Raw genomic sequence first — 24,508 nt, forward strand, 5'->3', positions numbered from 1 at the left:
CTGGGGGGCTGCGGCTTTAGGCGCGGCGACATGAATGACTGGGATGCCGTTACGCCGGTGGGCGTCCGTGGTCGTGCAAACTCCATGCCATGCCCGAACGATATGCGGGACGCGGCGCCGGCAGCCGGAGCGTTGGCGGGATTTGCGCCGGCCGGTAAGTTTTACGCATGAGTTGCGGACGCCGGCGCCGCAACCCGCGTGCCTGCCGCATGGGCACGAGGTTTGCCTCTGCTGCCGCATCGGGACTCTGGCGGCCGCAGCCGGCCGCGATGCCATGAGACGGATCGTGCGACTGCTGTCGGCCGCGGCCTGTATTGCCATCCTGAGCCACTGCGCGGCCTTGCCGGATGCCGGCACGGTGGAGCAGGAAGGGGCGCCGGTAAGGATATCGACCGACAGCGGCTGGCTGACCTACCGGCAGAGCCAGCGCATCATCGGCCGCCTGGCGCGCGGCAACGGCGATTTCCTGGCCCGCCACCTGCAGGTCGAAGAAGCGGTGTCGCCGACGCCGCTGGTGGCCGGCAACAAGGTCACGCTATTCAGCGACGGGCCTTCCACCTATCGCGCGATGGGCGAGGCGATCCGCTCGGCGCGCCAGTACATTCACCTGGAAAGCTACATCTTCGAGGCCGACGAGGTCGGCAACGGACTGGCCGACCGCCTGATCGCCAAGCGCGCCGAAGGCGTGGCGGTGGCAGTGATGGTGGACGACGTGGGGACGCTGAACGTGCCGCGCGAGCTCTTCGACCGCATGCGGGCGGCCGGGATCCAGGTCGTTTTCTTCAATCCGGTCAACCCGCTGAAGGCGCGCGGGGGCTGGTCGATCAACCAGCGCAGCCATCGCAAGATATTGGTGGCCGACGGCAGGATAGGCTTCGTCGGCGGCATCAACATGAGCAGCGTCTATTCGTCGCGGCCCAGCCTGCGCGGCTCGTCGGGCCGTTCGGGCGGCGGCAAGGAAGGCGGCAAGGAAGGCGGCAAGGAAGGCGGCAAGGAGGCCGCGGACAACGCGCCGTGGCGCGACACGCACCTGAGCATCGAAGGACCGGCGGTGGCCGACATCGAGCGCGTGTTCCTGGCCGGCTGGCACGACCAGAAGGGACCGCCGCTCGATCAGCGCGAGTTCTTTCCGCCCCCGCGCACGGCGGGGCCGCAGGTGGTGCGCATCCTCGACAACGACCCAGGCGGCAAGGATACCTACGCCATCTACCTGACGCTGCTGTCGGCGATTTCGACCGCCGAGCGCTCGGTGCACATCACGATGGCCTACTTCGTTCCCGACCCGGCCTTCGTGCAGGCATTGTGCGACGCGGCCAGGCGCGGCGTCGACGTGACGCTGATCCTGCCCGGCTTCAGCGATTCATCGATCGTGCTGCACGCCGGGCGCTCGCATTACGACGAACTGCTGGCGGCCGGCGTGCGCATCTACGAGCGCCGCGGCGCGCTCTTGCACGCCAAGACGGCCGTGGTGGACGGCGTGTGGTCGACCGCCGGCTCGAGCAACCTCGACTGGCGCAGCTTCACGCTCAACCACGAGATCAACGCCGTGATCCTGGGCGAGGCGTTCGGCGCCGAAATGGAAAAGCTGTTCGCCGCCGACCTGCAGGCCTCGCAGCCCATCGACCCCGCGCAATGGGCGCGGCGGCCGGTGAGCGAGCGTTTCATGGAATTCTTCTCGCGGCTGGGCGAGCGCTGGCTGTGAGGCCGCGCCGTCAGCCGCCGCTCTTGGCGCCTGCCTTGTAGGTTTCGAGCCGGTTGTACAGCGTCTTCAGGCTGATGCCGAGCGTGCTGGCCGCCTGCCTCTTGTCGCCGCCGAAATGCGCCAGCGTGGCCAGGATGATCTCGCGCTGCGCGTCGAACAGCGGCGTGCCGACCCATACTTCCACGCTGCCTTCCTTGCGCACCGTGCGCCGGCCGCGCGGGGCGGGCGCCGGCGGCGCGAATTCCACCACCTGGTCGGCCAGGATGAAGGCCCGGTGCACGGCATTCTTCAGTTCGCGCACATTGCCCGGCCACGGATTCTGGCGCAGCGCCTCCAGCGTGCGGCGGGAAAACGTCTTCGAGGTTTTTTCCGCGGCGTTGAACTGGTCCAGGAAGCGCTGCGCCAGCAGTTCGATGTCGTCCTGCCGCTCGCGCAGCGGCGGCACGCGCAGCGGAATCACGGCCAGCCGGTACAGCAGGTCTTCGCGGAAACGGCCTTCGCGCGCGGCCAGCTGCGGATCGCGGTTGGTGGCGGCGATGACCCGCACGTCGACCTGGATCTGCTCGGTGCCGCCCACGCGGTGAAAGCTCCCGGTTTCGAGCACCCGCAGCAGCTTGATCTGCATCTCGGGCGCCATTTCCGTCACTTCGTCGAGGAAAATGGTGCCGCCAGCGGCGTTCTCGAAATAGCCGACGTGCTGCTGCAGCGCGCCGGTGAAACTGCCTTTTTCGTGCCCGAACAATTCGCCTTCGATCAGCGAGGCCGGAATGGCGCCGCAGTTGACCGGAATGAACGGGCCGCCGGCGCGTTCGCTCTTGTCGTGGATGGTCTTGGCGATCAATTCCTTGCCGGTGCCGCTTTCGCCGATGATCAGTACGGTCAGCGCGGTGGCGGCCACCCTCTCGATCTGCCGGTACAAATTGCGCATCGGTTCCGATGTGCCGTACAGCAGGCCGAACGGTTGGTCCGGGCCGCCGGCGGCGAGCGTATCCGGCATTGCACGCGCGCGGCCCCGGGTGCCGGGCCGGACCTCCGGCGCGCGCGCGCGGCGGGATGGGGCGCCTGTCTGCATCGATGTCCTTGTCTTCTTGCTGTGGCACGCCTGGCCAGCGCGCATCCCGTCCGTTGCGCGGGCCTTCCGCATTATCGGGCGGAACAGGCTTGCCGGTTATGCATTTATATCCATATGTCGGGCGCATTGCCCGTGCGTATGGCGGCAATCGTACCGCGTTTGGGCGCCCAGCCCAGGCGAAGAACGTTACTTGGTTGGTTGTTGGTAACCATTGTTCGCACCGCATTGCGCCCATGGGTAAATTTACACCGAACGATGCAATTCTTGCCGTCGGCCGCCTGGTCGGACGCCCGGCGCGGCCCGGCGGCGTCCGATCCATGCGGGTTTGAAGTTTCTGCTCGGCTGGCACGAAACCTGCAAAGACCCTGTTGCCCGGGGCTTCGCGCGATATGGCCGCGAATATGGCGGCGCGCCGGGGCATCGATCATAAACGCAGAGCGGCCCGGCCGCCTTTCCTTTTCGGAAGGGTCACTCTCTATACAAGGAGTAAGCGATGTTGCGATGGGCAGCCATTTTCCTCGTAATTGCACTGATCGCGGCCGTGCTCGGTTTCGGCGGTATCGCCGCGGGCGCCGCCGAAATTGCCAAGGTATTATTCTTCATATTCCTGATCATTTTCGTCGTCACCCTCCTGATGGGAGTTTTCCGATAGCCGGAACGGCGACGGAAAATCAAACCTCAAGGGAGCCAATATGAAATCGAGAATGTCCGGCGTGCAGCGGAGCACGCAGCAGATCGCCGACAGCGTGCGGGGCCTGGTCGAAGGCGCCGAGGAGTTGTTGAAATCGACCTCGTCGTATGCCGGCGAAGACCTGGACGGCGCGCGCGGGCGGCTGAGCCGCCAGCTCACGCGGGCCAAATCGCTGTTCGACGACCTGGAATCGACGGCTGCCGATACCTACCGGCAGACGTCGGCCCAGGCCGAGGCCTATGTGCGCGACAACCCCTGGCGCGCAGTCGGCATCGCCGCGGCGGTTGGGGTGCTGGTCAGCCTGGTGGCCTTGCGCCGATGAAGTCCGGACCGGGCGCTCCAACGCCCGGCCATACGCTATATTTTTTCAGGTCGCGCCATGCGACGCCGCCGGTACGGCGGCTGCCGGCATGGCGCGCGCTTTTCTGCGCCACAACTAGACGAGACGATAAGACGGAGTTCGTTGCATGCCTCACGTATTGATCGTGGATGACGAAGCCAATACCCGCGCCGCGCTGGGTGAGATCGTTGCCGACGAAGGCTTCACCACGGCCGTGGCGGCCGACCTGCGCGAGGCGCGGATACAGATCATCCGCCAGGCGCCCGACGTGGTGCTGACCGACCTGAAGCTGCCCGACGGCTCGGGCATGGACCTGTTCAAGGAACTGGACCCGAGCATCCCGGTGGAAGTGATCCTGATCACCGGCCACGCCAGCGTCGAAAGCGCCGTGGACGCGCTGCGGCTGGGCGCGGCCGACTACCTGGTCAAGCCGATCAACATGCAGCGGCTGAAGGCCATCCTCGACCGCATCCCGCGCGCCGGCGACCTGAAGGCCGAGATCGGCTCGCTGCGCGGCGAGTTGCGCCGCTTCGGCCGTTTCGGCCGCATGCTCGGCAATTCGCCGGCCATGCAGCAGCTGTACGACCAGATCGGCAAGGTGGCGCCCACCGAAGCCACGGTGCTGCTGATCGGCGAAAGCGGTACCGGCAAGGAGCTGGCCGCGCAGACGGTGCACGACCTCAGCCTGCGCCGCAAGCGCCCCTTCCTGGCCGTCAATTGCGGGGCGATCTCGCCCAACCTGATCGAAAGCGAGATGTTCGGCCACGAGCGCGGCAGCTTCACCGGCGCGGAGCGGCAGCACAAGGGGTATTTCGAGCGCTCGCACGGCGGCACGCTGTTCCTCGACGAGATCACCGAGATGCCGATCGAGCTGCAGGTCAAGCTGCTGCGGGTGCTGGAAACGGGCCTGTTCATGCGGGTCGGCACCAACCAGGAAATCGAAAGCGACGTGCGCATCATCGCCGCCACCAACCGCGACCCGCAGGAGGCGGTGGCCGAGGGCAAGCTGCGCGAAGACCTCTATCACCGGCTCAACGTCTTCCCGCTGCACCTGCCGCCGCTGCGCGAGCGCGGCAACGATGCCGAACTGCTGGCCAAGAGCTTCCTGGCGCAGCTCAACGAGGCGCACGGCACCGACAAGGCCTTCAGCCCCGAGATGCTGGCCAGCCTGGCCGCCCATCCGTGGCCCGGCAACGTGCGGGAACTGAAGAACTACGTTCAGCGCGCCTACATCATGGCCGACGAGGGCACCATCGGCGCCTTCGCCGCGCCGATGCAGCTCAACACTTCGCGGCCGGCCACCGAATCGGCCATCACCATCCCGGTGGGCATGTCGCTTGCGGAGGCGGACCGGCAGCTGATCTTCGCCACGCTGGAGCATTGCGGCGGCGTGAAAAAGCATGCCGCCGAGGTGCTGGGGATCAGCCTGAAGACCCTTTACAACCGCCTGGAAGAATATTCAGCTTCCGACGCCAGCGCGGAATAGCCGGCAACGCCGGTCGTTGCGTGCGGATAGGCAAGGAGATCTCATGGCATCCGTGCAATTCCATTCCGTTCCTCCGAACCCGCCGGTTAGCGATCCGCCGCCGATAGGCGATCCGCCCCGGCCGCCGATCGGCGATCCACCGCCCCCGCCGGCCTCGCCCGAGCCGGATCCGATCGATCCTGATCCGGGGCAGCCCGAAGAGCCCGACGAGGTTCCGCCGCCGCCCGCGCCGCCGCGCCACTGAGCGCGCCGGCGCGGGCGGCGGAGCGTCCGGTGGCGAGGCACGCTTCATGCTGGCTTCATAGCGGTGTCCACGCGAGGAGAATTCGTCATGTCGCTTATCGTCGCAGCCCGTTTCGATAGTTTTCCCGAGGCCGAGGCGGCCGCCCGGCGCCTGTTCGGCCAGGGCATCGCCGAGGAGGACGTATCCATCTTTTTCGTCAATCCCGCCGGCCAGCACGACCGTTATCCGCTCGGCGGCGATACACGTGCCGATCCGGGCGCCAGGCATGCGCACTTCGGCGCGTTGGCCGGCGCCGGGCTGGTCGGCATGGCCGGCGCTGCGGTGGGCGGGCTGGTATGGATCTATGGCGATGTTTCGCCGCTCATGCTTGCCATCGCAATCATGGTCGGCGCCTACATCGGCTCGCTGGCCGGCGCGCTGGTAGCTACGCGGTCGGCCGCCCGCCGGGCGGTGGCGGGGCACAGCACGGGCGTGCGCCGCGCCGGCGTATTGACGGCTGTGCATGTCACGCCCGATAACGAGGCGCAAGTGGCGCGCACGCTAAAGGCCTGCGGCGGTCTGGACGTGGAAAAGGCCGCCGGGCGCTGGCGCGACGGCAACTGGGTCGATTTCGATCCGGTCGCTCCGCCGGTACTCAGCGACAAGGTGCCGCCGCGTCCGGATCCGGCGGCGCCGAACAGTCCCCGCACCGCCGGCACCGCGGGCTAGCTAGTCCGCCGGCCCACGGACGGCCGCGGCGGCATCCGTGTCGTCGCTGTCGCCCGGGTTCGAACGAACCAGTTCTTCTTCTTCGACCACATCGTCCGGCACGAGATCGCCCCCAGTGGGGTCATCCTCTCCCGGCCTCACCGACACGCGCTCGCCGGTCCCGGCCGAGTCCGTGTCGCTGTCCGAGCCTCCCAATCCGGCCACGTCGCTCCCCGAGTCCGAAGCATCGCTCGGGCCGAGATCGCTGATGCTCCGGCCCTTGCGCGGATCGAGTTCGGTGCCGTCGTCGTCATGCAATAGGGTGCTGGTCGCCATGTCTGTTCTCCTTTCGTTGGTGCCCGGGCCGTCTTCACCACGGCCAGACCTGCAGGCAGAACGGCAAGCGGCGTGCCTGCCGGGCCGCGGCATGTCGCAGCCAGACCGATGGATGACGGGCTTGCCCGGGGGCGCGGAAATTACGCGGCGCGCCGCGCGCCGGCCCGCGAGCGGGGCGCGGGGGCATCGGCCGGCCGGGTCTTGTCGCGGTACTCGCACAGGTCGGCGATGCCGCACTGCGGGCACTTGGGCGTGCGCGCCACGCACACGTAGCGCCCGTGCAGGATCAGCCAGTGATGGGCGTCGAGCAGGAATTCCTTGGGCACGACTTTCAGCAGTTTGCGTTCGACCTCGACCACGTTCTTGCCCGGCGCCAGCCCGGTACGGTTGCTGACGCGAAAGATGTGGGTGTCGACCGCCATCGCCACCTGGCGGAAGGCCGTGTTCAACACCACGTTGGCGGTCTTGCGGCCGACGCCCGGCAGGGCCTCCAGCGCCTCGCGGTCGGCCGGCACCTCGCCGCCGTGGCGCTCCAGCAGCAGCCGACAGGTGGCGATCACGTTCTTGGCCTTGGTCTTGTACAGGCCGATGGTGCGGATATAGGCCGACAGGCCTTCCTCGCCCAGCGCCAGGATTTTTTCCGGCGTGCCGTGCTCGGGGAACAGCCGGCGCGTGGCCAGGTTGACCGATTTGTCGGTCGCCTGGGCCGACAACATCACGGCGATCAGCAACTGGAAGGTGGAGCCGTATTCGAGTTCGGTCTGCGGCGTGGGATTGGCCGCGCGCAGCCGCTCGAAGATTTCCTTGCGTTTGGCGGGATTCATGGAGAGGGGGAGGCGGCCGGCGGCCGCCGGGCGTGGGTAGTGGACACGTCAATGGGCGCCGCGCCGGGCCCGGGCACGGGCCAGCGCGGCGGCGAGAATGGCGCGCTTGCGGTCTTCGGCATCGGCCGGCGGCCGGCCGTCGCCGGTGCGCGCGGCGGCAGGGCCGGCCGCATCCGCTTCGCGCGCCGCGGCAGGGCCGCCTGCCTGCGTTTCGCGCGCCGCCGGCTCGTCGCCGCCAAGCCGCCGCGCGCGCCGGCGATCGCGCGCCCGCGCGGCGTCGGCGTCGGCCGCCGTCCAGTCGCGGCCGGCGGGCTCCATCCGGATGCAATCGACGGGGCAGGGCGCCACGCACAGCTCGCAGCCGCTGCACAGGTCGGGCAGCACGGTATGCATGCGCTTGTTGGCGCCGACGATGGCGTCGAGCGGGCAGGCCTGGATGCACAGCGTGCAGCCGATGCAGTGGCGCTCGTCGACCACGGCGACGGTGAGCGGGCCCGGCCGGCCGCGCTGCGTATCGAGGGGCACGACGGGTATGCCGAGCAGCGAGGCCAGCTGCGCGATGCCCGGGTCGCCGCCGGGCGGGCAGCGGTCGATGCCGGCCTCGCCGCACGCGATGGCCTCGGCATAGGGCCGACAGCCGTCGAACCCGCAGCGGGCGCATTGGGTCTGCGGCAGGATGGCGTCGATGGCATCGGCCGCGGCCCCGTGGGGGCGCGGCGCGGCGGGGGGATCAGGCGGTCTCGGTGGCGTGCTCATGCGCCCGGATGAATTCGGCGATTTTCGGGCAGATGATATCGCGCCAGCGGCGCCCCGAGAAAATGCCGTAGTGGCCGCAATTGGGCGCCGTGAAATGCTGCTTGTGGGCGGCCGGGATGCCGCTGCACAGTTCCTGCGCGGCGCGGGTCTGGCCCGAGCCGGAAATATCGTCGAGTTCCCCCTCGATGGTGAACAGCGCCACGTTCTTGATCAGCGCGGGCTTCACCGGCTTGCCGCGCACCTTCCAGGTGCCGCGCGGCAGCCGGAATTCCTGGAACACGATACGGATGGTATCGAGGTAGTACTCGGCCGGCATGTCGAGCACGGCGTTGTATTCGTCGTAGAAACGGCGATGGGCCTCGGCGTCTTCGTCGTCGCCGCGCACCAGGTCGAGATAGAAGTCGTAGTGCGACTTCAGGTGGCGGTCGGGATTCATGCTGACGAAGCCCGCATGCTGCAGAAAGCCCGGGTAGACCTGCCGGCCGGCGCCCGGGAAACGCGGCGGCACGCGGTGGATCAGCTGGTTCTCGAACCAGGAATACGGCTTGGTGGTGGCCAGGTTGTTGACCTGGGTGGGCGATTTGCGCGGGTCGATCGGACCGCCCATCATCACCATCGTGCGCGGCAGCTTCGGGTCGTTGTCGGCGGCCATCAGCGACACCGCCGCCAGCACCGGCACGGTGGGCTGGCAGACCGAAATCACGTGGACGTCGGGGCCCAGCAGGCGGATGAAATCGCGGATGTAGTCGACGTAATCGTCGAGATGGAAGGGCCCGGCCGAGAGCGGCACCATGCGGGCATCCACCCAGTCGGTTACATAGACGTCGTGGCGCGGCAGCAACGCGCGGACGGTATCGCGCAGCAGCGTGGCATGGTGGCCGGACAGTGGCGCGACGACCAGCACGGTCGGGTCTTGTTGCGACGCATCATCGGCGTCCGCCGGCCGGTCGAACGTCCGTTCGAAATGAATGAGGTTGCAGAACGGTTTCGACATCAGGATGCGCTCGCGCACAGTGGCGTTCACACCGTCGGCCGACGTGGTGGTCAAGCCCCAGGCAGGTTTTTCGTAATCCTTGCCGAGCCGGTAGAGCAGTTCGTAGCCGGCCGCGATCCGCCTCGACAAAGGCGTATACGCGAGGGGGCTGTACGGATTGGAGAACAGTTGCGCGGTGGCGTCTGCCAACTGGGCGAAAGGCGTCAACAGCGCACGCTGCATCTCATGCAATTGATAAAGCATCGGTACTCCGTAACCCCTGGAGGGATAAACCGATTATTGCGCCGCGATTGGTATAGTGCAATGCACAAAATGCAATGCGCGAAACAGGGCCGGCGCTCGATCGCCTGTCATTCACCAGTAATTTTCGACCGCAAGATTACCCGGTTTGCCGCGCCGCGACGCGCCGAAACCGCGGCCGGCCAATTCCTTGCGCAGGTCAGCCACCATGGCCGGGTTGCCGCACAGCATGACGCGCGAGCGGGACGGATCCAGCGCGACCCCGGCCGCGCGTTCCAGCGTGCCGTCGGCCAGCAGGGCGGTAATGCGCCGGTCGAGCGCGCCCGCCACGTGTTCGCGCGTGACCGACGGCAAATAAACCAGCTTGCCGGGCTGCTCGCGGCATAGCGCGCCGAAATATTCGTGTTCGCGCAGCCCTTCGATCATGTCGCGATAGGCCAGTTCTTCGGCCGTGCGCGCGCTGTGTACGAGTATCAGATGGCGGTAGCTGTCCCAGACTTCAAGATCCTGCAATACCGAGAGGAATGGGGCCAGACCCGTTCCCGAGGCCAGCATCCACAAGTCTTCGCCCTGCGGAAAAGCGGCCGTGGTCAGGAAACCGTAAGCCGTTTTCTCGACCAGGATGGGATCGCCCTCGCGCATGTGCTCCAGCCGGCTGGTGAATTCCCCGCCGGGCACCACGATGGAAAAGAACTCCAGGAAATCGTCGTGTGTGGCCGACACGATGGAGTACGCGCGCCAGACCGCCTCGCCGTCCTCGCGCCGCAGGCCCAGCCGGGCGAACTGCCCCGGCGCGAAGCGAAAGGCCCGGTCGCGCGTGGTGCGGAACGAGAACAGCTTGCCGGGAACCCAGGTCCGTACCCAGGTGATCGTTTCGGCGGTGTATTTATCCTGGCTCATCGATATGCAGTCCCTCAACAGCCCCCGCCTGATCCAGGGCACGGCGGGTCCGGCTCCTCCGGTCCGCCAGTGTCGCCCCCTGGGGGCGCGAAGCGCGTAGGGGGGCTATCTTTCCAGCAGGTCGAGCTTGCCTTCCTTGTCCTTCCATTCGTCGGCGTCGGGCAGCGGCGGCTTGGTGCGGGTGATGCTGGGCCAGGAACGCGCCAGTTCGGCGTTGAGCTGGATGAAATGCATCTGGTGGACGGGCACGTCTTCCTCGGCCAGGATGGCGTTGGCGGGGCATTCCGGGATGCAGACGGCGCAGTCGATGCATTCATCGGGGTCGATCGCCAGGAAGTTGGGCCCCTCGCGGAAACAGTCCACCGGACATACATCGACGCAATCGGTGTACTTGCATTTGATGCAATTCTCGGTGACGACGTGAGTCATGAAATACTCCGGGCGAGCGGTCGAAAAATTCGGCTAAGCCAATGATTTTACCGGACTCCCGGATCGCGGGCCGCGATAACCCCTCGGCCGGCGCGGCGCGCCGCGCCGCGGGAAGTTTGCTCCTCGCTGTGCTATGTTGGAGAATTCACCGCCACGACAGGCGCGGCAACAAGGAGACCCCGATGCGCAGTACCCTCACCGCACTCAGGAAAAAACTGGCGGCCGGCCGCAAGCTATCGATGCTGACCTGCTACGACGCCAGTTTCGCCCGGGTGTTCGACGAGGCGGGCGTGGACTGCCTGCTGGTGGGCGACTCGCTCGGCATGGTGGTGCAAGGGCGCGATTCGACGCTGCCCGTCACGGTGGCCGACATCGCCTACCACGTCGCCTGCCTGCAGCGCGGTTCGCCCCGCGCCTTCCTGCTGGCCGACCTGCCGTTCGGCTCCTATCAGGAAGGGCCTACCCAGGCGCTGCGCAACGCGGTCACGCTGATGCAGGCCGGCGCGCAGATGGTCAAGGTCGAAGGCGGCGCCGAACTGGCGCCCACCGTGGAACTGCTGGTGCGCAGCGGCATCCCGGTATGCGGCCACGTCGGCCTCCTGCCTTCCCACGTCCATGCGCTGGGCGGCTTTCGCGTGCAGGGCAAGGCCCAGGCCGAGGCCGAGCGCATCGTGGTCGACGCGCAGGCGCTCGAAGCCGCGGGCGCGGCGATGCTGGTGATCGAGGCGGTGCCAGAGCCGGTGGGGCGCGCGGTGTGCGAGCAGACCAGCCTGATCACGATCGGCATCGGCGCCAGTCCCGCCTGCGACGGCCAGGTGCTGGTGCTGCACGACATGCTCGGCGTGACAGCCTCGCCCGCCAAGTTCGTCAAGAACTACATGGCCGGCGCCTCCACCCGGGGCGACGCGGTGGCCGACGCCGTGCGCCGCTACGTGGAAGAAGTCGCCAGCGGCGCCTTTCCCGGCCCGGAGCACGTATACGGCGCGGCGGCGGAGGCGGTGCCGCGCATCTACGGCGCCTGACGCGCAGGACAGCCGACGATGATCATCACCTCGCTGCTCGATACCGACCTGTACAAGTTCACGATGATGCAGGTGGTGCTGCATCATTTTCCCGCGGCCCAGGTCGAATACAAATACAAATGCCGCACGCCCGGCATCGACCTGCGCCCGTACGTCGGCGAAATCCGCGACGAGATCCACGAGCTGTGCCAGCTGCGCTTCACCGACGAAGAACTGGCCTACCTCGGCAGCATGCGCTTCATCAAGAGCGACTACGTCGACTTCCTCGGCCTGTTCCACCTGCCCGAGCGCTGCATCTCGGTCACGGAGTCGGCCGAGGTGCCAGGCGAGCTCGATATCGTCGTCAAGGGGCCGTGGCTGCATACCACGCTGTTCGAGATCCCGGTGCTGTCCATCGTCAACGAGGTCTACTTCCGCAACCGGCACCGGGTGCCCGCCTACGACGAAGGCCGCCAGCGGCTCAACGCCAAGATCGACATGGTGCTGGCCGATCCCGAGCTGCGCGACATCCGCATCGCCGACTACGGCACGCGCCGGCGCTTTTCCAAGGCCTGGCACGAGGAAGTCATCACCACGCTGAAGAACCGGATGGGCGAGTGCTTCGCCGGCACCAGCAATGTGTTCTTCGCGATGCGCCACGGCCTGACGCCGCTGGGCACGATGGGCCACGAATACCTGCAGGCCTGCCAGGCGCTGGGCCCGCGGCTGCGCGATTCGCAGATCTTCGGCTTCGAGATGTGGGCCCGCGAGTACCGCGGCGACCTCGGCATCGCGCTGTCCGACGTCTACGGCATGACGGCCTTCCTGCGCGACTTCGACATGTATTTCTGCAAGCTGTTCGACGGCGCCCGCCACGATTCGGGCGACCCGTTCCAGTGGGGCGAGCGGCTGATCGCGCACTACCGCGCCAATCGCGTCGACCCGCGCACCAAGACGCTGGTGTTCTCCGACAGCCTGACCTTCCCGCTGGCCATCGAACTGGCCAAGCGCTTCAAGGGGCGCTGCCAGACAGCCTTCGGCATCGGCACCAACCTGACCAACGACCTGAGCTACCAGCCGCTGCAGGTGGTGATGAAGATGGTCCGCTGCAACGGGCAGCCGGTGGCCAAGGTGTCGGACACGCCCGAGAAGACCATGTGCGACGACAAGGCCTATCTGGCCTATCTGCGGCAGGTGTTCGAGATCCCGGGCTAGCCGGGCCGTTTGCGTCGCTGCGGCGGGGTGCGCCGCCGGGCCGCGTGCGCGGCCATCGCTTTCATCTCTTTCCGTGCGGCAGATCGACGTGGATCACGCTATGGTCCGCCGAAGGCGTTTCGCAGCTGCCGCAGGTGCTGCAGCCGCTGTCGCAGCCGCCGGCGGCTGCCGGTTTCCGCGCCCAGCGCCGGCCCAGCGCCTGCGCCCAGCCCGGATGGCCGGGCCGCTCCAGCCACGCGCCGGCGCCGGCCAGCAGGCTCGCGCGGGCGCGCGGCGCCAGCTTGCCGAAGGCGGTGAACAGGCAGGCCGCGACGATGGCGACCACGACGAAGGTCTCGAATACCGAATAAGCCGTCATATCCAGTCATCCATATGGCATGCCGCCGGCGCTACACCGCTCCGGATGCGGCGGATCCGGCTCCGCCGGTCCGCCTGCATCGCCCCTTGAGGGGCGCGCGAAGCGCGTAGGGGTGGACCTCGCCTTGCGCGCGAAGCGCGTAAGGGTGGGTTCATCCCGTCAGCATCCTCGTGACGTGATAGGTGATGAACGACGCCAGGTAGGCCAGCACGAACAGGTAGATGGTGGCGGTGGCCACCATTTTCCAGGACCCCGTTTCGCGCCGGATCACCGCCAGCGTCGACAGGCATTGCGGCGCGAACACGTACCAGGCCAGCAGCGAGAACGCGGTGGCCAGCGGCCATTGGGCGGCGATCAGCGGCGTCAGCATGGTGGAGGCGCTGTCGTCGTCGGCCGCGCCCGACAGCGCGTACACCGTGGCCAGCGCGCCCACCGCCACTTCGCGCGCGGCCAGGCCCGGCACCAGCGCGATCGAGATCTGCCAGTTGAAGCCGATGGGCGCGAATATGGTTTGCAGCGCCGCGCCGATGCGGCCGGCGAAGCTGTATTCGATGGCCGGCCCCACGGCGCCCTCGGGCGGCGCGGGATAGCTCGACAGGAACCAGATCAGCACGGTCAGCGCGAGGATGATGCCGCCCACCCGCGACAGGAAGATCCGGGCGCGTTCCCACAGCCCGGTGGCGATGTCGCGCAGGTGTGGCACGCGGTACGAGGGCAGTTCGAGCAGCAGCGCGTGCTCGGCGGTGTCGCGCCGCAGCCGCTTCATCACCCAGGCCACCGCCAGCGCGCTGGCGATGCCGGCCACGTACAGCACGAACAGCGTCACGCCTTGCAGGTTGAAGATGCCCAGCACCGGACGGCCGGGCACGAAGGCGCCGATCAGCAGCGCGTAGACGGGCAGCCGCGCAGAGCAGGTCATCAGCGGGGCGACCAGGATGGTGGTCAGGCGGTCGCGCGGGTCCTGGATGGTGCGGGTGGCCATGATGCCGGGAATGGCGCAGGCGAAGCTCGACAGCAGCGGGATGAAGGAGCGGCCGGTGAGGCCGGCGCCCAGCATCATGCGGTCGAGCAGGAAGGCCGCGCGCGGCAGATAGCCGGATTCCTCCAGCAGCAGAATGAACAGGAACAGGATCAGGATCTGGGGCAGGAACACCAGCACGCTGCCGGCCCCGGCGATCACGCCGTCCACCAGCAGGCTGTTGAGCGGCCCTTCGGGCAGCGCCGCGCCGACCAGGCCGCCCAGCGCGCCGACCGAGGATTCGATCAGGTCCATCAGCGGCTCGGCCCAGGAGAATACCGCCTGGAACATCAGGAACATCACCGCCGCCAGGATGGCGAGACCCCACGCGGGATGCAGCACCCAGCGGTCGATCGCGTCATCGATCTCGGCCGTGCGGCGCGGCATCGATACCGCGGCCCGCAGCAGGCGGTTGACCTCGGCATGCAGGTCGGCGCCGTCCGGCAGGGGCGGCGGCGGGGGCGGGGTGCCGGCGTCGAGCGCTTGCAGCAGGGGGCCGGCGCCGCCGCGGCGCACCGCCACGGTTTCCACGATGGGAATGCCGAGGTCGGCCTCCAGCCGCGCGCGGTCGATCCGGATGCCGCGGCGCGCGGCGGCGTCGCACATGTTCAGCGCCAGCACCATCGGCAGGCCGAGCTGCTGCAGCTCGAGCACGAAGCGCAGGTGCAGCCGCAGATTGGTGGCGTCGACCACGGCCACCAGCATGTCGGGCCGCGCTTCGCCGCGGAAATTGCCGAGGCAGACGTCGCGCGTGATGGCTTCGTCGGGGCTGGTGGCGTGCAGGCTGTAGGCGCCCGGCAGGTCGAGCACGCTGACCGAGCGGCCCGACGGCGTGAGCAGCCGGCCTTCCTTGCGCTCGACCGTCACGCCGGCGTAGTTGGCGACTTTCTGGCGGCCGCCGGTCAACTGGTTGAACAGCGCGGTCTTGCCGCAGTTGGGATTGCCAACCAGCGCGATGCGCGGCGGCGTCAGGGGAGTGGAAGACATGCGGTCAGGAGGCCAATGGAACGACCAGCACCCGGGCGGCTTCGTTGCGGCGCAATGCGAAACGGGTGAAACCGATCTGCACCAGGATGGGATCGGCCCCGATGGGGCCGCGCGCCACGATCCGCACCGGCTCGCCCGCCACGAAGCCCAGGTCGCGCAGGCGGATGGCGATCGGATCCACGGGGGTGGCGTCCTGCACGGCGTCGACGGCGGCATTCTGGCCATGGGGCAGTTCGGACAGGCGTAGCGCCATGGGAATCCCTGCTGAATGAAAACGATTGCTAATTATAGGAAGTATAGGATCAATGGGCGCCGCCGGGTGCCGGTTCCGGCAAAAACGCGCCGGAGCGGGCAAGGCGTGCCATCATACGCGGCTCCATACCCCGCAAAACACAGGAGGAGCTCCATGTCCCGCCCCGTCGTGGCGATCACCCGCCGCCTTTTCCCCGACAGCGACCAGCCCCTGCAGAGCCGGGCCGAGGTGAGGCTGAACCCGGCCGACACCCCGCTCGTCCCGGCGCGCATGGTCGAGTACGCCGCCGGCTGCCAGGCGCTGGTGGCGACCGCCGGCTGTCAGGTGCCGGCCGAGGTGATCGAAGGCCTGCCGGGGCTGAAGCTGATCGCCAACGTGGGCGTGGGCTACAACAACATCGACGTGGCCGCCGCCAATCGCGCCGGCGTCATGGTCACCAATACGCCCGACGTGCTGACCGAGGCCACCGCCGACATGGCGTGGGCGCTGCTGCTGGGCGCCGCGCGGCGCACCGGCGAATCCGAGCGCTGGCTGCGCGACGGCAAGTGGAACGTGTGGGGCATGGGCCTGTGGCTGGGCGCCGACGTGCACGGCGCCACGCTGGGCATCATCGGCATGGGCCGCATCGGCCGCGCCATCGCCCGCCGCGCCAGCGGCTTCGGCATGCAGGTCCTCTACCACAACCGGCGCGAGCTGCCGGCGGAGGAAAGCCAGGGTGCGCGCTGGGTGGGCAAGGAGGAATTGCTGCGCAGCGCCGACCACGTGGTGCTGGTGGTGCCGTATTCGCCGGCCACCCACCACATCGTGGGCGCGCCGGAACTGGCGCTGATGAAGCCGACCGCGGTGCTGGTCAACATCGGCCGCGGCGGGCTGGTGGACGACCGCGCGCTGGCGCAGGCGCTGCAGGAAGGGCGGATCGCCGCGGCCGGGCTCGACGTGTTCGAGGGCGAGCCCAAGGTCGCGCCGGAACTGCTGGCGGCGCCCAACGCGCTGCTGACGCCGCACATCGGCAGCGCGACTTCGAGCGCGCGGCGCGCGATGGCCGACCTGGCGATCGCCAACGTGGTCGACTGGCTCGACGGCAAGCGGCCGCGCACGCTGGTCAATCCGGAAGTGCTGACTGGCGCGTAAACATTGCTACGGGCTCTTGCCGCGGCACCCGCCCGCGCCGGCGATACGGTATCTTGCCGCCTCGACAACGGGAGGGAATCGACATGAAGGCTTCGCTGATCATCGGCGTGCTGCTGATCGTGCTGGGCGTCGCGGCGCTGGGCTACAAGAGCTTTTCGTACACGTCGGAAGAAACGCTGCTGAAGGTCGGCCCGGTGGAGGCCACGGCCGACACCCGCAAGACGGTCGGCATCCCCACGTGGGCAGGCATCGCCGCCATCGCGGTGGGCCTAGTAGTAATCGTCGCTGGCCGGAGGCGGGGGTAAAGCCCTGACGCGCTTGGAGCACCCCTTCCAGGACGCCGCGGATCCGGCTCCGCCGGTCCGCCAGCGTCGCCCCCTGGGGGGCGCGCGAAGCGCGTAGGGGGGGTCAACGCACCTCTGCGGTTTCGGCGGGCTCGCGGGTGGCTTCGGCGCCTGCGGGGTGCAGCGGCGGGCGCGAGGCCAGGGCGGAGGGCAGGGCCGGCAGCTCGAAGGCGCGGCGGCGTTTCGGCTTGGCGGCGGCGGGGGGCTCTTCCATGCTGAGCCGGGTCCAGTAGACCAGCTGCAGGCGGCCTTCGTCGTCTTCGGCCAGCGCCGACAGGCTTTCCACCCAGTCGCCGTCGTTGCAGTAGAGCACGCCCTCGACCTCGCGGATCTCGGGCTTGTGGATATGGCCGCACACCACGCCGTCGTAGCCGCGCCGCCTGGCTTCGCCGACCAGCACGTGCTCGAAGTCGGTGATGAAGGCCACCGCGTTCTTGACGCGGTGCTTCAGGTACTGCGACAGCGACCAGTAGTGCAGCCCGAGCCGCCGCCGCACGCGGTTGAAGTGCAGGTTCAGCCACAGCGTGAAGGTGTAGAGCGTGTCGCCCAGGTGGGCCAGCCATTTGCTGTGCTGGATGACGCCGTCGAACTGGTCGCCGTGGGTCACCCACAGCCGCCTGCCGTCGGCCGTGACGTGCACCGCGTCGTCCTGCACCTCGATGTCGCCGAAGGCGTAGCCGATGAACTGGCGCGCGAACTCGTCATGGTTGCCGGGGATGAAGATGACCCGCGTGCCCTTGCGCGCCTTGCGCAGCACCTTCTGCACCACGTCGTTGTGGGCCTGCGGCCAGATCCAGCTGCGGCGCAACTGCCAGCCGTCGATGATGTCGCCGACCAGGTACAGCGTGTCGGCTTCGTTGTGGCGGAGGAAGTCCAGCAGGTGCATCGCGTTGCAGCCAGCGGTGCCCAGATGCAGGTCTGAAATCCAGAGGGTGCGCCAATGCCGGGGGGCTGTCGTTGTCATGCTCGACGTCTGCCATGTGTCCGTTTAATGAATGGAAACATGGCGCGATGACGTCTTCGTGACCACATCACGAATATCCGATGACGCATGCCCCGGCGGGGGAAAACCCCGTCCGCGGCGGACCCGGGGGACCGTCCCGGCAGCGTTTCAGGCGCGCGGATGCAGCGCTTGCAGGCGGCCGTCGAGGTAGTTGCGCACGGCGCGGTCGGACAGCAGCGCCATGTGGCCGACGCCGCCGCGCACCAGTTGCGGCGCGCCGTCGACCAGCGCCTGTCGCGCCGGCGCCACCACGTTGTCGTGCAGCGACGCGATGCAGGTCAGGCGGTCCGCCGCGCCGGCCTGTTCGCGTCCGGCCAGCGCCCGCAGCCACGGGCTGGCGGGCAGCATCTGCGGCGCGCATTCGCCGCGCCCGTAGCGCGCGCTCCAGGTGCCGTGGTGCGGGGTGCCGAGGGTGATGAGGTGCGCGATGGGAGCCTGCGGCGACTGGCACAGCGCGGCGCGCGCCGCCAGCCCGCCCATGCTGTGCGCGACCACCACCACCGCCGGGTGCCCGGTGCGCGCGGCCAGCCGGGCGGCGGCCGCGGCCACCTGCGCGCCGAAGTCGTCGATGCCCGCGTGCGGCGGTTCCAGGTCGGGCGCGTCGACCGCCCAGCCGCGCCGCGCGAGCCAGGTGTCCAGGCCGCGCCAGATGCCGCGGTTGCAGCCGTAGCCGTGCACCAGCAGCACGCTGCCGCGCGCGCCGGCCGGCAGCCGGGGCGGCCAGCGGTGGCGCCAGGGGATGTCCAGGTACATGTTGCGCATCGACAGCGCGGCCTCGCCTGGCAGCGCGCGCAGCCAGCCCCAAGCCGGCGGCGCGTCGGGGCCGCGGCAGCGCCGGGCGGCGATGGCGAAGCCGATGGCCACCGCCAGCGCGTGCAGGCCGACCGCCAGGCCGGCGCTGGCGGCGACCGCGCCGGCCACGCCCAGCCGCGGCGACAGTGCCCACGCGACCAGCGCGCCGAGCACGAGCACCCCCGCGATGAAGGCGCGCATCCGGGCGGCCATCATGGCGCCGCTCCGGCGGTGCGTCGTGCCGGATGGAAGCAGGCGCCTCCGGCGCGCAGGCAGCGCGGCGGCGGGCCAAGCAGGAACGTCGAAGCCGGCATCCGGCGGCGCGCTGCCGCGATCAATCTCAATCGCGCGTGGACACCAGCCGCGTGCCGAGCAGCCGGTCTTGCGGGAATTGGGCCTCGCGGTCGAACGCCGACCAGATGAAGCCCAGGCCCGACAGCGTGATCGGCCAGGCCAGCACGTAGCGCGCGACCGCCTTCCACAGCGGCACGCGGCCGCCGCCGGCGTCGACCAGCCGGATGTTCCAGGTCTTCATCGGCAGCGTCTGGCCGCTGATGCGCCAGCACGACACGAAATAGGCGCCGATCACCAGGAACAGCCAGGCCTGGCGCTCGTGGCGCAGCATCAGCGCGTTGCGGCTCTGGGTAAGCGTGTCGAACAGGTAGTCGGCCACGAACACCACGCCGAACAGCAGGATGGATTCGTACATCATGCAGGCGAAGCGGCGCCAGCGTCCGGGCGCGGGCATGGGCGCCGGGGCGGGCGCGGCGGAAGGGATCGCGTTCATGGGCCGTAAGATAACCCGAACGGCCCGTCGTGCGCAGGCCACGCGGCGCGCCGGGCGCACCGGCGGCGGCTTGACTGCGGTGCAGCAAGCCTGCTAATGTGACCGGCTACCCGGAAACGCCAAAAAAGTCTACGGGTACCTGCTTCCGATGCGGCGCCTCACACATGGGCGCCGCCCCGCTTGGCAACCAATCCAGCCCAGGTCCGCGCCACAAGCGTTGCGGCCGCCCAGCCACCTGCTGCGCGGTCCGGCCCTGGCCTTCCGTTTCAACCTTCAGCGCCCGTTCCGGAGAACGTGGGCTGGACCGGCAAGGTGTCCGGGCAGAGCGGTTCCGTGAACCGCGAAGCGCCGCCGCATGTTGCCGGGGCCAGTGCAGGTCAGGGCCGTCGCCGTTTTCGGCGGGGCCGTCCGGGGTGGCTGCGCGGACTTTGAATGGACGCACATTCAGATGGAAATGACAGGCGCCGAGATCGTCGTGCGCAGCCTTGCCGATGAGGGCGTCGAACACGTGTTCGGCTACCCCGGAGGCTCGGTTCTGTACATCTACGACGAGATCTTCAAGCAAGACAAGTTCAAGCACATCCTGGTCCGGCACGAGCAGGCCGCCGTGCACGCGGCGGACGCCTACTCGCGCGTGTCCAACCGCGTGGGCGTGGCCCTGGTCACCAGCGGCCCCGGCGTCACCAACGCCGTCACCGGCCTGGCCACGGCCTACATGGATTCGATCCCGCTGGTGATGCTGACCGGCCAGGTGCCCACCGCGGCCATCGGCCAGGACGCCTTCCAGGAAGCCGACACGGTGGGCATCACGCGGCCGTGCGTCAAGCACAACTTCCTGGTGAAAGACGTCAAGGACCTGGCCGAGACGATCCGCAAGGCCTTCTACATCGCGCGCACCGGGCGCCCTGGGCCGGTGCTGGTCGACATCCCGAAAGACATCACGGTGGCCCGCTGCAAATACCACCCGCCGAGCGGCGAGATCCGGATGCGTTCGTATTCGCCGGTGGTCAAGGGCCACCAGGGCCAGATCAAGAAGGCCGTGCAGCTGCTGCTGCAGGCCGAGCGGCCGATGATCTACACCGGCGGCGGCGTGATCCTGTCCGACGCCGCGCCCGAGCTGACCCGGCTGGTGCAGATGGTCGACGCCCCCGTCACCAACACGCTGATGGGCCTGGGCGCGTTCCCGGCCAGCGACCGCCGCTTCGTCGGCATGCCCGGCATGCATGGCACCTACGAAGCCAACATGGCGATGCAGCACTGCGACGTGCTGGTGGCCATCGGCGCGCGCTTCGACGACCGCGTGATCGGCAATCCCAGGCACTTCGCGCAGAACGCCCGCAAGATCGTCCACATCGACATCGACCCGTCGTCGATCTCCAAGCGCGTCAAGGTCGACGTGCCCATCGTGGGCGACGTGAAAGACGTCCTCGGCGACTTCATCGCCCAGTACGAGGCCGCCTCGCGCGATGCGCCGTCCGAGCCGGGCCGCCTGGCGCCGTGGTGGAAGCAGATCGAGGCCTGGCGCGGGCGCGAATGCCTGAAGTATCGCCGTTCCGACGACGTCATCAAGCCGCAGTTCGTGATCGAGAAGCTGTGGGAAGTGACCGGCGGCGAAGCCTTCGTCACCTCCGACGTGGGCCAGCACCAGATGTGGGCCGCGCAGTACTACCGCTTCGAGAAGCCCCGCCGCTGGGTCAATTCCGGCGGCCTGGGCACGATGGGCGTGGGCCTGCCGTACGCGATGGGCGTGCAGATGGCCCACCCGGGCGCTGACGTGGCCGTCATCACCGGCGAAGGCTCGATCCAGATGAACATCCAGGAGCTGTCGACCTGCCACCAGTACGGCCTGAGCCCGAAGGTGCTGTGCCTGAACAACCGCTACCTGGGCATGGTGCGCCAGTGGCAGCAGATCGACTACGGCTCGCGCTATGCCGAGTCGTACATGGATTCGCTGCCCGACTTCGTCAAGCTGGTGGAGGCCTACGGCCACGTCGGCCTGCGCATCGAGCGCCCGGGCGACGTCGAAGGCGCGCTGCGCGAGGCCTTCGGCAAGCACAAGAAGCGGCTGGTGTTCCTGGATTTCATCACCGACCGCACCGAGAACGTCTGGCCGATGGTCAAGGCGGGCAAGGGGCTGACCGAGATGCTGCTCGGTTCCGAAGACCTGTAAGGAGCACGCATGAGACACGCCATATCCGTGCTTCTGGAAAACGAAGCGGGCGCGCTGTCCCGCGTGGTGGGGCTGTTCTCCGCCCGCGGCTACAACATCGAGACCCTGACCGTGGCGCCCACCGAAGACGCCACGCTGTCGCGCATGACCATCGTCACCTCCGGTTCCGACGACGTGATCGAGCAGATCACCAAGCACCTGAACCGCCTGGTCGAGGTCGTCAAGGTGGTCGACCTGACCGAGGCACCCCACATCGAGCGCGAGCTGATGCTGATCAAGGTGCGCGCGGTAGGCAAGGAACGCGAGGAAATGAAGCGCATGGTCGACATTTTCCGCGGCCACATCGTCGACGTGACCGACAAGAGCTACACCGTCGAGCTCACCGGCGACAAGAGCAAGCTGGACGCCTTCATCGAGGCGCTCGACCGCGCGTCCATCCTCGAAACGGTACGCACCGGCAGTTGCGGCGTGGGCCGCGGCGAGCGCGTACTGAAGATTTGAATTCCCGGAGAACCCCATGAAAGTTTTTTACGATAAAGACTGCGACCTGTCGCTGATCAAGGGCAAGAACGTGGCCATCATCGGCTACGGCTCGCAAGGCCACGCGCACGCGCAGAACCTGAACGATTCGGGCGTCAACGTCACGGTCGGCCTGCGCAAGGGCGGCGCCTCGTGGAACAAGGCCGCCAACGCCGGCCTGGCCGTCAAGGAAGTGGACGAAGCGGTGCGCGGCGCCGACGTCGTCATGATCCTGCTGCCCGACGAGAACATCGCCAAGGTCTACGCCGAGAACGTCGGCCCGAACCTGAAGCCGGGCGCCGTGCTGGCCTTCGCCCACGGATTCAACGTGCACTACGGCGCCGTGGTGCCGCGCGACGACATCGACGTCATCATGATCGCGCCCAAGGCCCCGGGCCATACCGTGCGCTCCACCTACACCCAGGGCGGCGGCGTGCCGCACCTGGTGGCCGTCTACCAGGACAAGTCCGGCGCCGCGCGCGACATCGCGCTGTCGTACGCGATGGCCAACGGCGGCGGCCGCGCCGGCATCATCGAGACCAACTTCCGCGAAGAAACCGAAACCGACCTGTTCGGCGAGCAGGCCGTGCTGTGCGGCGGCACGGTCGAGCTGATCAAGGCCGGCTTCGAGACGCTGGTGGAAGCCGGCTACGCGCCCGAGATGGCCTACTTCGAGTGCCTGCACGAGCTCAAGCTGATCGTCGACCTGATCTACGAAGGCGGCATCGCCAACATGAACTACTCGATCTCGAACAACGCCGAATACGGCGAGTACGTGACGGGTCCGCGCATCGTGACCGAAGACACCAAGAACACGATGCGTGCGGTGCTGAAAGACATCCAGTCCGGCGAATACGCCAAGAGCTTCCTGCTCGAGAACATCGCCGGCGCGCCGACGCTGAAGTCGCGTCGTCGCCTGACGTCCGACCACCAGATCGAGCAGGTCGGCGGCAAGCTGCGCGACATGATGCCCTGGATCCGGAAGAACAAGCTGGTCGATCAAAGCAAAAATTAGGTCCCCCCGTACGCGCTGGCGCGCGCCCCCCAGGGGCGGTGCTGGCGGACCGGCGGAGCCGGATCCGCGGCACCCTGGATGGGGCGGGGGCTGGCGTAGGAAGGGAGTGCTGTGGAGGCCCTGGTGTCTATTTGATGATGCCGGGGCTTTCTTTTTGGGTCTGTGGGAATGGGTTTTGCTGTGGGGAAGTGCGGCGCGGGATCGGGCCGCGCAACGGCAGATGGAGGTTCGCCATGGATATTTCGCTCAAGCCTCTGGATGAGCAGGTCGTGGTCATTACCGGCGCGTCGAGCGGCATCGGGCTGGCGACGGCGCTGGCGGCGGCGCAGCAGGGGGCGCGGCTGGTGCTGGCGGCGCGCAGCAAGCAGACGCTGGACGAGATCGTCGAGCGTATCGGCGCCAGCGGCGGCGAGGCCGTTGCGGTCGAGGCCGACGTGGGAGTGCGGGCGGACGTGGAGCGAATCGCGCGGGTGGCGCTCGAGCGCTTCGGGCGCATCGATACCTGGATCAATGATGCGGGCATTTCGGTGTACGGCCGCCTGGACGAGGTGTCCGACGAGGACAGCCAGCGCGTGTTCCAGACCAATTTCTGGGGCGTGGTGTACGGCTCGCTGGTGGCGGTGCCGCATTTGAAGGCGGCCGGCGGCGGGGCGCTCATCAATGTCGGCAGCGAGGCCTCGGATGCGGCGGTGCCGCTGCAGGGCATGTATTCGGCCAGCAAGCACGCCGTCAAGGGTTTCACCCATGCGTTGCGGATCGAGCTGGACGCCGACAAGGCGCCGGTGTCGGTCACGCTGATCCAGCCGACGGCGGTCGATACGCCTTTTCCCGAGCATGCCGGCAACTACCTGAGCCAGGAACCCAAGCTGCCGACGCCGATGATCGATCCCGACAAGGTGGCCGCCGCCATCCTGGACGCCGCCACCGAATCGGCGCGCGACGTCCGCGTCGGCGCGATGTCGGTCATCAACACCACGACGGCCAAGGTGCTGCCGGCGCTCGGCGAGGCGATGGCGAAGATGCAGATCGGGCGCCAGCAGCGGGCCGAGCCGCCGCATTCGCGCGAAGGGTCGCTGTACCGGGCCGGCGAGTCGGGCCGCGTGCGCGGGCGCGGCAACCAGAACGCCGCCGATCCCGCCCAGGCGCGCCGCGCCAACGTCCGGGACGGCGGCCTGCGGTGAAGGGGCGGCGCGGTGGCCGCGATGTTGCGTGCG

Annotated in this window: 26 protein-coding genes; 13 read left to right on the forward strand and 13 right to left on the reverse strand. The window is 68.3% G+C overall.

From position 1 onward, the window contains the following. The first annotated feature begins 274 nt into the window (after positions 1-274). On the forward strand, positions 275-1,702 hold the full coding sequence (locus tag ABD927_RS06625; RefSeq protein ID WP_425570201.1) for a phospholipase D-like domain-containing protein: 1,428 nt from the start codon (positions 275-277) through the stop codon (positions 1,700-1,702). 10 nt (positions 1,703-1,712) lie between these two features. Here ABD927_RS06625 and ABD927_RS06630 read toward each other — a convergent pair whose 3' ends face one another. Beyond that, a complete protein-coding gene (locus tag ABD927_RS06630; protein WP_345247569.1) occupies positions 1,713-2,699 on the reverse strand; it encodes a sigma-54 interaction domain-containing protein in 987 nt (328 codons plus the stop codon). A gap of 568 nt (positions 2,700-3,267) precedes the next feature. Between ABD927_RS06630 and ABD927_RS06635 the strand changes: the two genes are divergently transcribed. From ABD927_RS06635 to ABD927_RS06650, 4 genes are all read left to right on the forward strand, one after another. Continuing rightward, positions 3,268-3,426: a DUF1328 domain-containing protein gene (locus ABD927_RS06635; RefSeq protein WP_345247571.1), complete on the forward strand. Its 159-nt coding sequence runs from the start codon at positions 3,268-3,270 to the stop codon at positions 3,424-3,426. Positions 3,427-3,466: 40 nt separating this feature from the next. After that, positions 3,467-3,787, forward strand: a complete 321-nt coding sequence (locus tag ABD927_RS06640) for an ElaB/YgaM/YqjD family protein (protein WP_345247573.1) — start codon at positions 3,467-3,469, stop codon at positions 3,785-3,787. 145 nt (positions 3,788-3,932) lie between these two features. After that, the gene (locus ABD927_RS06645; protein WP_345247574.1) at positions 3,933-5,291 is read left to right on the forward strand and encodes a sigma-54-dependent transcriptional regulator; all 1,359 of its coding nucleotides are present in this window, start codon (positions 3,933-3,935) and stop codon (positions 5,289-5,291) included. A gap of 331 nt (positions 5,292-5,622) precedes the next feature. Further along, positions 5,623-6,243, forward strand: a complete 621-nt coding sequence (locus tag ABD927_RS06650) for a hypothetical protein (protein ID WP_345247575.1) — start codon at positions 5,623-5,625, stop codon at positions 6,241-6,243. On the opposite strand, the gene ABD927_RS06655 is transcribed toward ABD927_RS06650, so the two are convergent. The 6 genes from ABD927_RS06655 to fdxA all read right to left on the reverse strand — a co-directional run bounded on the left by ABD927_RS06655 (position 6,244) and on the right by fdxA (position 10,701). Beyond that, positions 6,244-6,558, reverse strand: coding sequence for a hypothetical protein (locus ABD927_RS06655; protein WP_345247577.1), 315 nt, complete (start codon positions 6,556-6,558; stop codon positions 6,244-6,246). It abuts the gene before it with no gap. Between the two features lie 140 nt (positions 6,559-6,698). Then, a complete protein-coding gene (gene nth / locus ABD927_RS06660) occupies positions 6,699-7,382 on the reverse strand; it encodes an endonuclease III (protein ID WP_345247579.1) in 684 nt (227 codons plus the stop codon). 48 nt (positions 7,383-7,430) lie between these two features. Continuing rightward, positions 7,431-8,138 carry an electron transport complex subunit RsxB gene (gene rsxB, locus ABD927_RS06665; protein ID WP_345247582.1) on the reverse strand — a complete coding sequence of 236 codons (708 nt, stop codon included), beginning with the start codon at positions 8,136-8,138 and terminating at the stop codon, positions 7,431-7,433. Continuing rightward, positions 8,113-9,375 carry a polyhydroxyalkanoate depolymerase gene (locus ABD927_RS06670; protein ID WP_345247584.1) on the reverse strand — a complete coding sequence of 421 codons (1,263 nt, stop codon included), beginning with the start codon at positions 9,373-9,375 and terminating at the stop codon, positions 8,113-8,115. Before ABD927_RS06670 ends, rsxB begins: the two co-directional genes overlap by 26 nt. Before the next feature lie 111 nt (positions 9,376-9,486). Next, positions 9,487-10,272, reverse strand: a complete 786-nt coding sequence (locus ABD927_RS06675) for a ferredoxin--NADP reductase (protein WP_345247586.1) — start codon at positions 10,270-10,272, stop codon at positions 9,487-9,489. Positions 10,273-10,377: 105 nt separating this feature from the next. Continuing rightward, complete coding sequence (gene fdxA / locus ABD927_RS06680) at positions 10,378-10,701, reverse strand: ferredoxin FdxA (protein ID WP_345247588.1); 324 nt, start codon at positions 10,699-10,701, stop codon at positions 10,378-10,380. 182 nt (positions 10,702-10,883) lie between these two features. Between fdxA and panB the strand changes: the two genes are divergently transcribed. Both panB and pncB read left to right on the forward strand, forming a co-directional pair. Next, entirely contained in the window at positions 10,884-11,723 is an 840-nt protein-coding gene (panB, locus tag ABD927_RS06685; RefSeq protein ID WP_345247590.1) for a 3-methyl-2-oxobutanoate hydroxymethyltransferase, read from the forward strand. Between the two features lie 18 nt (positions 11,724-11,741). Further along, positions 11,742-12,917 (forward strand): nicotinate phosphoribosyltransferase, encoded by a 1,176-nt coding sequence (pncB, locus tag ABD927_RS06690; RefSeq protein ID WP_345247592.1) that lies wholly within the window; start codon positions 11,742-11,744, stop codon positions 12,915-12,917. Positions 12,918-12,978: 61 nt separating this feature from the next. Here pncB and ABD927_RS06695 read toward each other — a convergent pair whose 3' ends face one another. The 3 genes from ABD927_RS06695 to ABD927_RS06705 all read right to left on the reverse strand — a co-directional run bounded on the left by ABD927_RS06695 (position 12,979) and on the right by ABD927_RS06705 (position 15,533). Continuing rightward, positions 12,979-13,275: a DUF6587 family protein gene (locus ABD927_RS06695; RefSeq protein ID WP_345247594.1), complete on the reverse strand. Its 297-nt coding sequence runs from the start codon at positions 13,273-13,275 to the stop codon at positions 12,979-12,981. Between the two features lie 151 nt (positions 13,276-13,426). Then, complete coding sequence (gene feoB, locus ABD927_RS06700; RefSeq protein WP_345247596.1) at positions 13,427-15,280, reverse strand: ferrous iron transport protein B; 1,854 nt, start codon at positions 15,278-15,280, stop codon at positions 13,427-13,429. A 4-nt stretch (positions 15,281-15,284) separates the two neighbouring features. Continuing rightward, positions 15,285-15,533, reverse strand: a complete 249-nt coding sequence (locus tag ABD927_RS06705) for a FeoA family protein (protein ID WP_345247598.1) — start codon at positions 15,531-15,533, stop codon at positions 15,285-15,287. A gap of 153 nt (positions 15,534-15,686) precedes the next feature. Between ABD927_RS06705 and ABD927_RS06710 the strand changes: the two genes are divergently transcribed. Both ABD927_RS06710 and ABD927_RS06715 read left to right on the forward strand, forming a co-directional pair. Then, complete coding sequence (locus tag ABD927_RS06710; protein WP_345247600.1) at positions 15,687-16,664, forward strand: 2-hydroxyacid dehydrogenase; 978 nt, start codon at positions 15,687-15,689, stop codon at positions 16,662-16,664. Positions 16,665-16,747: 83 nt separating this feature from the next. Beyond that, complete coding sequence (locus ABD927_RS06715; protein ID WP_345247602.1) at positions 16,748-16,969, forward strand: hypothetical protein; 222 nt, start codon at positions 16,748-16,750, stop codon at positions 16,967-16,969. Positions 16,970-17,072: 103 nt separating this feature from the next. Here ABD927_RS06715 and ABD927_RS06720 read toward each other — a convergent pair whose 3' ends face one another. The 3 genes from ABD927_RS06720 to ABD927_RS06730 form a co-directional block, all read right to left on the reverse strand. After that, a complete protein-coding gene (locus tag ABD927_RS06720; protein ID WP_345247604.1) occupies positions 17,073-17,972 on the reverse strand; it encodes a UDP-2,3-diacylglucosamine diphosphatase in 900 nt (299 codons plus the stop codon). Positions 17,973-18,119: 147 nt separating this feature from the next. Next, complete coding sequence (locus ABD927_RS06725; protein ID WP_345247606.1) at positions 18,120-19,019, reverse strand: esterase/lipase family protein; 900 nt, start codon at positions 19,017-19,019, stop codon at positions 18,120-18,122. Positions 19,020-19,143: 124 nt separating this feature from the next. Beyond that, entirely contained in the window at positions 19,144-19,590 is a 447-nt protein-coding gene (locus ABD927_RS06730) for an RDD family protein (protein WP_345247608.1), read from the reverse strand. Between the two features lie 448 nt (positions 19,591-20,038). On the opposite strand from ABD927_RS06730, the gene ABD927_RS06735 reads away from it, so the two are divergent. From ABD927_RS06735 to ABD927_RS06750, 4 genes are all read left to right on the forward strand, one after another. Beyond that, positions 20,039-21,760 (forward strand): acetolactate synthase 3 catalytic subunit, encoded by a 1,722-nt coding sequence (locus ABD927_RS06735; protein WP_345247610.1) that lies wholly within the window; start codon positions 20,039-20,041, stop codon positions 21,758-21,760. A gap of 9 nt (positions 21,761-21,769) precedes the next feature. Next, entirely contained in the window at positions 21,770-22,261 is a 492-nt protein-coding gene (gene ilvN, locus ABD927_RS06740; protein WP_345247612.1) for an acetolactate synthase small subunit, read from the forward strand. Positions 22,262-22,277: 16 nt separating this feature from the next. Next, positions 22,278-23,294 carry a ketol-acid reductoisomerase gene (gene ilvC / locus ABD927_RS06745; protein ID WP_345247614.1) on the forward strand — a complete coding sequence of 339 codons (1,017 nt, stop codon included), beginning with the start codon at positions 22,278-22,280 and terminating at the stop codon, positions 23,292-23,294. 233 nt (positions 23,295-23,527) lie between these two features. Beyond that, positions 23,528-24,475 carry an SDR family oxidoreductase gene (locus ABD927_RS06750; RefSeq protein ID WP_345247616.1) on the forward strand — a complete coding sequence of 316 codons (948 nt, stop codon included), beginning with the start codon at positions 23,528-23,530 and terminating at the stop codon, positions 24,473-24,475. The last annotated feature ends 33 nt before the right edge of the window (positions 24,476-24,508 follow it).

The sequence above is a fragment of the Pigmentiphaga soli genome, from assembly GCF_039541095.1.
In the GTDB taxonomy this organism is placed as follows: Bacteria; Pseudomonadota; Gammaproteobacteria; order Burkholderiales; family Burkholderiaceae_B; genus Pigmentiphaga; species Pigmentiphaga soli.